12 protein-coding genes and 1 pseudogene are annotated in these 10,086 nt (G+C 41.9%); 12 read left to right on the top strand and 1 reads right to left on the bottom strand.

The genetic code is table 11. The annotated features are described in order from the left end of the window. The first annotated feature begins 281 nt into the window (after positions 1-281). The 12 genes from Xmir_RS15880 (at position 282) to Xmir_RS15835 (ending at position 9,661) form a co-directional block, all read left to right on the top strand. A complete protein-coding gene (locus tag Xmir_RS15880; RefSeq protein WP_244170954.1) occupies positions 282-467 on the top strand; it encodes a hypothetical protein in 186 nt (61 codons plus the stop codon). Between the two features lie 72 nt (positions 468-539). After that, the gene (locus tag Xmir_RS29370; protein ID WP_244170953.1) at positions 540-689 is read left to right on the top strand and encodes a hypothetical protein; all 150 of its coding nucleotides are present in this window, start codon (positions 540-542) and stop codon (positions 687-689) included. Then, on the top strand, positions 689-826 hold the full coding sequence (locus Xmir_RS29365) for a transposase (protein WP_244170952.1): 138 nt from the start codon (positions 689-691) through the stop codon (positions 824-826). Before Xmir_RS29370 ends, Xmir_RS29365 begins: the two co-directional genes overlap by 1 nt. Then, positions 799-993 (top strand): hypothetical protein, encoded by a 195-nt coding sequence (locus tag Xmir_RS29360; RefSeq protein ID WP_244170964.1) that lies wholly within the window; start codon positions 799-801, stop codon positions 991-993. The genes Xmir_RS29365 and Xmir_RS29360 overlap by 28 nt, the downstream gene beginning before the upstream one ends. Before the next feature lie 50 nt (positions 994-1,043). Continuing rightward, positions 1,044-2,357, top strand: a complete 1,314-nt coding sequence (locus Xmir_RS15870; RefSeq protein ID WP_099115160.1) for an aspartate aminotransferase family protein — start codon at positions 1,044-1,046, stop codon at positions 2,355-2,357. Beyond that, positions 2,347-2,844 (top strand): GNAT family N-acetyltransferase, encoded by a 498-nt coding sequence (locus Xmir_RS15865; protein ID WP_099115159.1) that lies wholly within the window; start codon positions 2,347-2,349, stop codon positions 2,842-2,844. The genes Xmir_RS15870 and Xmir_RS15865 overlap by 11 nt, the downstream gene beginning before the upstream one ends. Positions 2,845-2,855: 11 nt before the next feature. Then, the gene (locus Xmir_RS15860; protein ID WP_099115158.1) at positions 2,856-3,347 is read left to right on the top strand and encodes an adenylyltransferase/cytidyltransferase family protein; all 492 of its coding nucleotides are present in this window, start codon (positions 2,856-2,858) and stop codon (positions 3,345-3,347) included. Between the two features lie 17 nt (positions 3,348-3,364). Continuing rightward, entirely contained in the window at positions 3,365-4,030 is a 666-nt protein-coding gene (locus Xmir_RS15855) for an HAD family hydrolase (RefSeq protein WP_099115157.1), read from the top strand. Positions 4,031-4,039: 9 nt separating this feature from the next. After that, positions 4,040-5,089: an NAD-dependent epimerase/dehydratase family protein gene (locus Xmir_RS15850; protein ID WP_099115156.1), complete on the top strand. Its 1,050-nt coding sequence runs from the start codon at positions 4,040-4,042 to the stop codon at positions 5,087-5,089. After that, a complete protein-coding gene (locus Xmir_RS15845) occupies positions 5,083-7,338 on the top strand; it encodes a glycosyl hydrolase family 65 domain-containing protein (RefSeq protein WP_208620448.1) in 2,256 nt (751 codons plus the stop codon). Before Xmir_RS15850 ends, Xmir_RS15845 begins: the two co-directional genes overlap by 7 nt. Next, a complete protein-coding gene (locus Xmir_RS15840) occupies positions 7,335-8,549 on the top strand; it encodes an MFS transporter (protein ID WP_099115155.1) in 1,215 nt (404 codons plus the stop codon). The genes Xmir_RS15845 and Xmir_RS15840 overlap by 4 nt, the downstream gene beginning before the upstream one ends. 11 nt (positions 8,550-8,560) lie before the next feature. After that, a complete protein-coding gene (locus tag Xmir_RS15835) occupies positions 8,561-9,661 on the top strand; it encodes a DegT/DnrJ/EryC1/StrS family aminotransferase (protein ID WP_099115154.1) in 1,101 nt (366 codons plus the stop codon). Between the two features lie 32 nt (positions 9,662-9,693). Here Xmir_RS15835 and Xmir_RS15830 read toward each other — a convergent pair. Continuing rightward, positions 9,694-9,988: pseudogene (locus tag Xmir_RS15830) on the bottom strand (IS1 family transposase); the annotation flags it as partial. Between the last annotated feature and the right edge of the window lie 98 nt (positions 9,989-10,086).

Below are 10,086 nucleotides of genomic sequence, written 5' to 3'. Positions count from 1 at the left end.
TACTTAACTCCTGCTCGCGAGTCTAATAAATTAGGCTAATGAATCAAATGTGATTTATGTGACATTGCGACATGATGAGATGTTGAAGGGCTCACTATTTCATAATCATAAATGGTTACTTTATTTTTTTAATTTCTATTATGAAAGGGCTATGCACCATCTATTTTTGATAGTTGTTTATAAAAATTCTAATGTGGTCGTTGTGGAAAATAGCATCCCGAATAAATTTCTCTGTATATTCAACGTTAATTCGTGTTCAGAACACCTCAGACGATTTAATCATGGGGCTGGTAACGGGCCCGCTGTTTATTGTCCTGCCGATGGTCTGGCTAGGCGCATTGGCGTGGGCAGGTGTGCGAATTGGTGACGTTGCAGGCATGGTGAGCCAAGACGTGGGGCAGGTTAGGCAGTCCGCCGGGATGTTCGGGCAGATAGTGATGCAGAAAATTATATCCGGGAGAAGATAAAGTATCGGTCACTTTAAAGCTTTCTGCAGACAGGGTGGGATTCTACTTTGCGTAAAAATTATCCATTTCATTATGGACCAGGAATTGCTGTTTGAGCTGAAAGGTCTTCAACAACGTCTGAACGAACTGGATAAGCGTCTTGACCATCTGAATATCCAGCATGAAGATATCCGCAGACTGTTAACATTACCGGGCGTTGGGCCATTGGGGCTTCAGCCCTGATGATAACACTGGGTGATGGTAAAGATTTTAAAAATAGCCGCTATTTTGCCAGCTACTTAGGGCTGGTTCCCAAAGAACATAGCCGTGCGGAAAAGTCAGACAACTCGGTATCAGTAAACGGGGAGATGCCTATTTAAGGGGAATACTGATACATGGTGCCCGTTCTGTCGTGTATAGATCCAATAAGCGGCCTGACGAACATTGTAATGAATTACAACGTTGGCTAAAAGGTTTGATAGAGCGTATTGAAGCCGAATATATGTTTGCGACTACTTTTGTCAGAAAAATATTTTCATCGACTTGAATTAGGTCGGTGTCCATATAGTTATTTGGAGATTTTTATGAGGAATTATAATGACAGAAATTAACGAAACACGCGTAGGTAACGTATTATCTGGTTGGAATCATTTATCTGTTATCGGACCAATACAAATTCGTAATGCTTCTGGTCCTAGGATACAGCTATTATCAGGCGAATGGTACGACGATTATATTATGGGGTGGGGGTCATGTTTTCTTGGCCATGATAGCTCTGTTATACGAAAGTCTATTACTCATGCATTATCACGTGGTTTTCTTCAACAATATGAAACTGAAGAACATCAGTTGTTGAGTGAACGTTTCTGTGCTGTGGTTCCGTGTGCAGAAAAATTACGCCTTGTAAATTCGGGACTAGAAGCCACTATGTATGCAACACGAATAGCTCGAGCTGCAACAGGTAAACGCATTATCTTTAAGTTTGAAGGTCACTTTCATGGATTAAATGATACTCTTGCATGGAATATAGACTCTTCTCCACGAAGTGGTGTAGTTTTCGCAAATGGTGAGCTAGAACGTCTTGAAGGTACTACTGGTATTCCTGCCGAATTGGGCCAATTAACTGTATCATTGCCATGGAACGATCTAAATGCAGTGCAGAAAGCATTTGAGACATACTCTGACGATGTTGCAGGGGTCATTCTCGAACCTGTGGCTCTAAATATCGGTTGTATCAAACCGGATGAGGGATTTCTCCAAAATTTGCGTGTACTCGCGACAAAGCATAAGGTATTACTGATCTTTGATGAAATTCTAACAGGATTTCGGGAAAATATTGGCGGGGCTCAGAAAGAGTATGGTGTCATTCCTGATATAGCGACCTATGGTAAGGCATTTGGTGCTGGAATGCCGATAGCAGGAATCGCTGGAAAAGCTGAATACATGGATATGATCTCTCCACGTGGGCCTGTGCAGATAAGTGGCACAAATACGGGGAGATACCTGTCAGTTTCTGCCGCCTTGGCAGTTATCGAGCACTTAGAAGATGGCACTATCTATCAACATGTTGCAAATTTGGAAAGCCAACTCATAAAAAATATGAGGGAAATATTTAATCGGCACAATATTCCCTGTCATATTGATGGTTATGGTGGAAGAATTGGGGTTCATATCGGGTCTTCAATGCGCCCAAGAACAATGAAAGATATAGAACATACCTACCCTGTGAAATTCGCTCATGAGTTATTCCGTATGCTATCAACAGAATATAAGTTATACGGATTTCTATTGCCTCTAACATATTGCCCTGAACCCGTGACTTTATCTGCTTTGCATACTGTCGAGATGATCGATAGCGCATGTGATCGGCTGGACTCTGCTTTGACTAGGCTGAAATATCATGGCAATTAAAGACACACAAACAATTTTTATTCGGCGTTTTAACATTTCTGATATGGATGCTGTCCTTAAGCTTATATCACAAATTGATTCTGAGGATGATCTAACCCAAGCTGCGAGTATTCAATTCATGCGTGAATTGGAAAATCCGCATCAAGAGGAGATTCGGTTTGTTGCAACTGAAAGGGAGGTAATTATCGGGACAATGGGGTGCGGTCCGGGATCAATATCATCAAAGAATGTTCTCTGGGCTGACTGGTTGGTTGTTGATCAAAGTTATCGTCGATACGGTATCGCTTCTTTGCTCTATAGCGAAATTGAGGCATTCGCGTTAAGTCTCAAGAAAAAATACCTGTGTCTGGATATCGGTAACATTGATAAAGAACGTGCTGCATACCTCTTTCATCTTCGTAATGGATTCCAAATAGTCGGGCAAATTCCAGATTATTGGGGAACATCTGAGCATCTGAACATAATGGCAAAATATCTTATTTCATAGGAGGCGCAGGTATGACCATATTGAACAGCATTACAGAGCTAGAAGAGCTTGCTGAAGGTTATCGAGAAGATGGTCTGATAATTGGATTATGTCACGGATGCTTTGATATCGTCCATATTGGTCATATACATCATTTACGACAGGCAAATTCACTGGTTGATCGTCTTTTCGTGTCAATTACAGCTGATAAGTATGTCAACAAAGGTTCTGATCGCCCCATTTTTTCCGATTATCATCGCGCTAAATTCATGGAGTCGATTCGCTATTGTCATCATGTGATAGTGAGTGATTCACCGACTGCCGAGTTTATTCTCTCTGTTCTTCGTCCTCATGTGTTTTTTAAAGGTGCAGATTATGGCGCCAGTACAGATTTAAGATTGAATGCAGAACGAGTATTTGTTGAAAGCAATGGGGGGAGTATAGCTTTCACTGACGATAAGGTAATGGATTCAACTTCTAGGATCGCAAAAATAATTATGGGCAAAAGTATGTCAAACACTTAAGAAATAGTGGAGCCATAATGCAAGCACTTCTATTGATTGATCTCGACGGAACACTTCTTGATACTCCGCACTACGAAGCTTGGCGTAACGCTGCCCATCAGTTCGGGCTAAAAGAACTTACTCATGAAGAATATCTTGCTAATATCGCAGGACGACCGCGATTAGAAGGTGCTTCCCGCCTTTTGGAATTAAAAAAGGCAGGATTGCTTTCGGAGCAGGATAATCTAAATAGTAGCAGCATAAGTATACTTGCGGAAATCAAACAGGCCGAATTTCTTCGGCTTTCTGTATACGCCCGACTTTTCGACGATGCACTGCGACTCTTAAAGCGAGTAGAATTGTCACAACAGATGGTTAAATTTTACACGGCTTCACAAAATGCATCTTCCCTATTTGATGACATGCTGCGTAAGGAAGGCATATCACTCAATCAACAAAACGTAGTACGGCAAGAGCAAAATCAGACTCGAGAGAAGTTGTTCTTATCTCTCATTGAAGAGCATTCTTCAATGAATGTCACGCTTATTGATGATTCTCCACATTCTGTTGACGTAGCCTGTAATCTAGGAATCAGAGCTTATCAGATCCACCGCAATGAACTCCTGCCTATAGCTACCGACCAACGCGCTTTTATTATCCCATCTCTCAATGACATCACTATTCCTATTGTCGACACAATATAAGGAAATGATATGCAAACCAAATATGAAACGATTCTTGTAACCGGTGGAGCAGGATATATAGGGTCGCGACTGGTGCCTAAGTTATTGGCGGCAGGCTATAAAGTTAGGGTATTGGATGCCCAATTTTTTCCTAACGGACTTAGCCTCTTTCTTGAGCATCCCCATCTGGAGTTCATTAAGGGTGATATTCGTGATAAAACGATTGTTGAAGATTCATTACAGGGAGTAACAACAGTAGTACACCTTGCTGCGGTAGCAAATGACCCTAGTTTTAACTCAGATCCGGAAGTCAGTAGATCTATAAATATCGCTTGCCTTCCTCATCTCATGACAAGTGCCAAGAATCTTGGGTGTCGGCGTTTTATCTACGCATCATCAGCGAGTGTTTACGGTATAAATGATCAACCTATCGTTGACGAAAGCCAGCCTTGTGTTCCCATAACCGATTATAACCGATATAAGGCAGAAGGAGAGGCGGTTCTTTTCAGTCTGGCAAGCCCAGATTTTGAGACCGTTGCAATTAGAGCAGCAACAGTTTGCGGTTGGTCACCCAGACAACGTTTAGATTTGACTGTAAATATTTTGACTGCCAGTGCACTTTCACAAGGAAAAATTACCGTTTTTGGCGGGAATCAATATCGACCTAATGTCCATATTGGCGATTTGACTCGTCTATATACAACACTTATTCAACGCGATTCTCTTGGTTCAATCAATGGACGTGCTATTAACGTTGGTTATGAGAACCACACTGTGAGCGACATAGCATTGCAGGTCAAAGATGTTGTTGACCACTATTTCAATACTAATATATCTATTGCTACAACAGCTTCCAATGACACAAGATCTTACCGACTAGACTCTCGTTTAGTACAGAATGAATTAGGGTTTCAATTTGTTTATGCAATTCGAGATGCCGTTTTGGAAATATGCGATAAGTGGCAGTCGGGTTGGTTTATTAACAGCACTAATGTTCTTAGAGACCCTTGCTACCATAATATGCTGAATATGAAATACACGGATTGGTCTTTCAATGTGTCAAGGAGTCTTTCATGTTGACAATCACTTATGGAAGAAAAGAAGAAAATATATCCGAAGTCAGCTCTGATTCGTCAGCATTTGTTTCATGTATTACAACATTAGCTAATAGTTTCATGGGACTGCGACCGCGTGTGCCTGAAGCATCTGAAAGAGCTCAGCGTGTTCAGCTACTTATGGACAGAGTATATACAGCTGGTGTTGGTGTTTCACGTGAAATAGTATCACTGCCAGCACCAAGAATTCTCCGCCTCTATGATATTGAAACAGGTGAACCAGCAATTCACCAAAGTGGGCGAGCTGCGAAAATTCTCTTATCTCTCGATACGGCATCTGTTACCAGCACCGAGTATTTGTACGTAAGAGGAGGAGAATTTGAGTTGATCGTAAGGCAATTTATCGATGTTCCCAATAAGCCTGAAGTTTCAACTGTTATTGAATTACGTCAAATAAACACCGAAATTGGACCACGGCGATTACGGTTGGACTACGGAATTGATATTTCTGCAGTCAACGAATATCTCGGCACGGCTTCGTGGTTAGCCGCTCGTCATTATGACATTAATCAATGTTATTCCAATAAAGATGGTTTTAGCGCTATTGTCGCGATCGGAGATCAAAAACTGTACTATGATGTTCAATTATTCTCTGTCAGATGTGCAAGCATATGGTCATGCTTAGGGCAGAGCTGTGCTACATCTGTAACCTTCGACTTTTCTCAGAATGAACATCATCCTTTATTCATACATTGGCAGGTTCGTTCAGAAAATGACAGTGTAGGATTTGGGATATCTCCGCTGCCATTTAACTTCATCTCCTCCCAGCATGAGCATCAGGCTAGGTGGAGAAAACTATGGAAAAAGTATGATGTGACAATCGATGCGTCCGATAAGCCCATTGAACTTGGTATTAAATATGCACTTTTCCAACTTCTACAACATGGTATTGGTGCATATAACCATGAGTCAGGTTTTATTTCGCCAGCTCGTGGTTTGACCAGCCCTTATCATTCAGGAGCGACTTTTTTCGATACTGAACTCCACAAATGTATATTTTGGACTTGGAATAACCCTCGTGTAGCAAAAGCACTTATTGACTACCGATACCACAGTATGGAAAAAGCGATTGAATTTGCAAAATCTACGGGATTTTTGGGAGCTCGTTTCCCAGAGGCTTCTAATGATCATGGTGCTGAAAATGGGCCTCATTATGTCCTTTCTTATCCTGATGCTGATATCGTGCGGGAGTGGAGTGTCGATGAAGTATTACACATTTCTGCAGATGTCTGCTATGCCCTATACAGATACTGGTCTGTAACCTACGATGATGTTTATATGAATACTCGTGGTTATAAGATAGTCGCTGAATGTGCAAGATTTGCAGCATCAGTATTTAAGTGGTCCGATAAAAAGCAGGCATATGTAATCAATTCGGTAATGGGGCCAGATGAATATCATTACCATGTCGATAATAGCTTTTTTACGAACTACCTTCTCAGATGGTGCATCAAATTCGCACTTTCGCTGATTAATTGCAGATTCTTCCCCGAGATTTCTGTCACTGAGGTCAAAAATTGGAAAACAATTAGTGAAAACGTCTATCTTCCCTGGATGGTTATTGATGGTGTCTCTATTCCGGAGGAATTTGATGGGTACGCAATCCTTCAGGATACTGAACTAAGAAATGAAAAGAAACGTGGACCGCAATTCATAGATGAATGTGAACAATATTCTGCTGAAAAGCTGCGAAACTTCACTTCCAAGGTCATAAAACAGGCCGATATTGTTCTTCTCATGTCTCTGTTTCCCGATGATTTCTCTGATGAAGTGAAGCGAGTGACATTCAACTTCTATGAGCCTCGTACTGTTCATGAATCGTCACTTAGCTACGGCCCTCATGCAGTGCTTGCCGCAGGCATAGGTAAGATAGATGATTGTGCCGATTTTATATCACGTGCAAGTCGTTATAATCTGGATTTCACGCCCATATTAAATTACAACAATGGATTGCATTTGTCGGCTTATGCGGGTGCATGGCAAGGGCTTGTTGAAGGTTTAGCTGGACTTCGTGTTGATGATGAAAGACTTTATCTTTGCCCCCGATTACCATCTGATTGGAATTCCTATCGGTTCGTAATTTATTTCCGTGGACAACGACTTATGATCACTGTACTTGCAGATGGTATCGTGGACATCTATCGTGGGGAGAAGAAACTCACTACCACATCTTGCTCCGATGGGCGCATCTATATTTGCGGAGAAACAGAATGACTTCATTCGCTGAACACGCATCACCTTATTCCGAGGTGTTACGCTCTCCATCATTCCGAAAATTACTTATTGGTCAAGGTTTGTCAATGATTGGTGATGCAGTCTGTTTGGCAGCTCTTCCAGTTGCTCTGATCCATGCCAAACTTAGTGGAGAAGTTTTCGGAGTTGTCATGGCTGCGGTAGGGTTGGGGGCGGTCATTGGCGCTGTCGCTGGTGGGTTGTTGGCAGACAGAAAGTCACCAAAGCATATTCTTATCGCGACAGATACCGTCAGAGGATTGGCACAAGTTGTTGTAACTATGTTGCTGGTGTTAAGCGCACCATGGTGGGGATTAGTACTTGCCTATTTAATATTTGGTATTGGAATTGGTATTTTTCGACCATGTGCTCAAGTTCTGCTCGTGAATTTACTACCCAAGCAAGCCTTAGTCGCAGGGAACGGAGCCATGAATTTTGTTGATAACTTTGTGGCTGTGGTCTTCCCTGCCACAGTAGGCGTTGTGATCATATTATGGGATCCTGTATGGGGAATATTGATTGATGGTATTACGTTTTTCGCCGCGGCTCTTTTTACTGCCCTGATACCTGATATCGGGACTCGCAACTCCGACGATAAATTCTCCATACGAGAGGTATTGAACGGCATCACAGTTATTACTGGTAACTCTGTTTTGTTACTCGGGTTTATCGCTACTTTGATCCTGAATGTATTGTGTTTTCCAATTTTCTTAGTCGTCGCCCCATATGCAATCAGCGATCAATTTAGCGATACAATGTGGGGATTTTGCCTAGCAGCTTCGGGGGCTGGTGCATGTATTGGATCCGTTGTTACGGTACTTACTGCCGGTCATCAGCGCCTGATACTTCTTGCTGTGATCTGTGGTTTATTTCTCTGTAGTGCAATGCTTTTATTGGGTATGGGTGGCTTAGCTTGGATGGTAATTCTGGGAGCAATGTTTGTTGGAATTGTTGAAGCATCTTGGCTTACTGGTTGGGCAACGTCTATGCAAATCCTCTCTCCGGAAAAAGACCTTGGAAAAGTTGTAGCTGTCGATACCTTTGTTACCAGTGGCGCACATCCATTCATTTATCTTGGAGCAGGAATCATCGGTGCAACGGTCGGATATTCTGAAACGTTGATACTGACTGCAATCGTCAGTGCTATTGGAATCTCTGCCATCGCACTTGTTGCTGTCACACGAAAAATCTAAAAGGCCGTGATATGATTAAATGCAACAATATTCAAGAGCAGGCGCTCGACCTATCCGAACAAATCTTCAAACAGTGGCAAGACATTTTGGCAACCGGCGATTTTGTTTTGGGTGAAGAGGTTTCAAGATTAGAAAAATGGATGTCACAATGTTGCGGAGGAACACATGCCATAGCGCTTAACTCCGGTACAGATGCTCTGCTACTTGCATTGCAAGCTTTAGGAGTGGGGCCGGGTGATGAAGTCATCACTTGTGCTAACACGTTTATAGCAACAGTCGGGGCAATAGTTGCGGTTGGTGCTAAACCTGTTCTTGCTGATGTTGGAGATGATGAACTTATTAACGTTGACACCATTGCTCCTCTACTTACCGACCGCACAAAAGCTGTTATACCCGTTTATTTGCGTGGGCGACCTGTAGATATTGTCCCTATTGTCACGTTGTGTCGCATGAGGGGGGTATCTGTTATTGAAGATTGTGCCCAAGCTATTGGAACCACTATAAATGGCCTACAGGTTGGTACATTAGGTGATGCTGCAGCTTTTTCACTACACCCATTGAAAACACTGGGAAGTTTTGGTGATGGTGGAGTTCTCATCACTACTAACCCGAAGATCGCTGAATATGCAAAACTTGCTCGTAATCACGGATTGCAGACACGCAATGAATCTGTCTTATTTGGTATGAATTCGCGTCTTGATACTCTACAAGCGGTGGTATTAAATACTAAAACTCAGTACCTAGATCGGTGGCTACAACGTCGCAAAGAAATTTCAGCTTTCTATGATAAGGAATTATTCAATACAACAACTGGAATGGATCTAGGGACGGGAAAACCGGGGAACGCTTATTATCATTATGTTGTGAAATCAAAAAACCGAGACAAACTACAGCAGCACCTAGCTAAACATGGTATTGAAGCGGCTATACACTATCCAATACCGATTCATCGACAGCAAGCATGGCTGCGTAGCCAACCCCATATAATTCTTCCCACTACTGAACGTTTAGCGAGAGAGATTCTCACTATTCCTTGTCACCACCATCTTTCGAACAACGATGTTGAAAGGATAGTAATGGTGATAAAACAATTTGATTTACTTGGGGTTTGATAGGATAACATGAAATTTATACAAATATAGGGTCATGACTCTAAAGCGTTATAATGATGTTTTTCAATATAGGTACCAATAAGTTTTTTATGAATTTCTATCGGGCGTGAATGACAAATAGTTCTTCTTGCTAATCGTTTAATATGAATGCGTAGAGTAAGATTATGTCGCTCTATAACGCTGGGTAAAAATTTTGCCCACCAAATGTTTTTCTGGTTCAATTTCCCGAGCATAACTTCCCCAGTTATCGGTCGTCATAAAACGAATATTGAAATGTGCCAATAAATCAAGGCGTTTTCGGCAGATTTCATCATTTCGGGGACCAAATATAGCTAAATCATATTAATATGACATAATACCTAAACCCTAGACGACAAGGCATAACACGAGATGGGCTACAGTTTAGATTTTCGAAAGAGAGTACT

It is taken from the genome of Xenorhabdus miraniensis, from assembly GCF_002632615.1.
This window is presented reverse-complemented; position numbering and strand designations above follow the sequence as displayed.

Bases quoted from the DNA above. Each gene is read 5' to 3' on its own strand.
- Xmir_RS29365 (WP_244170952.1), top strand. From the start codon at position 689: ATGATAACACTGGGTGATGGTAAAGATTTTAAAAATAGCCGCTATTTT.
- Xmir_RS15850 (WP_099115156.1), top strand. From the start codon at position 4,040: ATGCAAACCAAATATGAAACGATTCTTGTAACCGGTGGAGCAGGATAT.
- Xmir_RS29370 (WP_244170953.1), top strand. From the start codon at position 540: ATGGACCAGGAATTGCTGTTTGAGCTGAAAGGTCTTCAACAACGTCTG.
- Xmir_RS15855 (WP_099115157.1), top strand. From the start codon at position 3,365: ATGCAAGCACTTCTATTGATTGATCTCGACGGAACACTTCTTGATACT.
- Xmir_RS15870 (WP_099115160.1), top strand. From the start codon at position 1,044: ATGACAGAAATTAACGAAACACGCGTAGGTAACGTATTATCTGGTTGG.
- Xmir_RS15860 (WP_099115158.1), top strand. From the start codon at position 2,856: ATGACCATATTGAACAGCATTACAGAGCTAGAAGAGCTTGCTGAAGGT.
- Xmir_RS15840 (WP_099115155.1), top strand. From the start codon at position 7,335: ATGACTTCATTCGCTGAACACGCATCACCTTATTCCGAGGTGTTACGC.
- Xmir_RS15865 (WP_099115159.1), top strand. From the start codon at position 2,347: ATGGCAATTAAAGACACACAAACAATTTTTATTCGGCGTTTTAACATT.
- Xmir_RS15880 (WP_244170954.1), top strand. From the start codon at position 282: ATGGGGCTGGTAACGGGCCCGCTGTTTATTGTCCTGCCGATGGTCTGG.
- Xmir_RS15835 (WP_099115154.1), top strand. From the start codon at position 8,561: ATGATTAAATGCAACAATATTCAAGAGCAGGCGCTCGACCTATCCGAA.
- Xmir_RS15845 (WP_208620448.1), top strand. From the start codon at position 5,083: ATGTTGACAATCACTTATGGAAGAAAAGAAGAAAATATATCCGAAGTC.